1 protein-coding gene is annotated in these 244 nt (G+C 38.1%); it reads right to left on the reverse strand.

Translation table 11 applies throughout. From position 1 onward, the window contains the following. On the reverse strand, nt 1-244 hold a 244-nt coding region (locus R2R70_RS22520; RefSeq protein ID WP_410979275.1), incomplete at both ends, for a P-loop NTPase fold protein.

Below are 244 nucleotides of genomic sequence, written 5' to 3' on the forward strand. Positions count from 1 at the left end.
GGCCTTGTGCAATAGCAGGTGCAACAGCCTTAAACATAGAAACTGCACTCTTAGGAATAGTTATATTAAACTTAGCCTGACGTTGAAGCTGCTTGATGATACCTGCAATTACAGTTAAAAATGGGTCGTCTGAATAGTCTTGCTGCCATGCATCAATATAAACTACAGGATAATTTACTATTAATTCTTGTGACCAACGCTTAAGAAAGTAGGTTTTACCTGCTCCCCATTCAGCGTTTAAATT

Origin of the sequence: Cobetia sp. SIMBA_158 (genome assembly GCF_046566945.1) — a bacterium.
Lineage (GTDB): Bacteria > Pseudomonadota > Gammaproteobacteria > Pseudomonadales > Halomonadaceae > Cobetia > Cobetia amphilecti.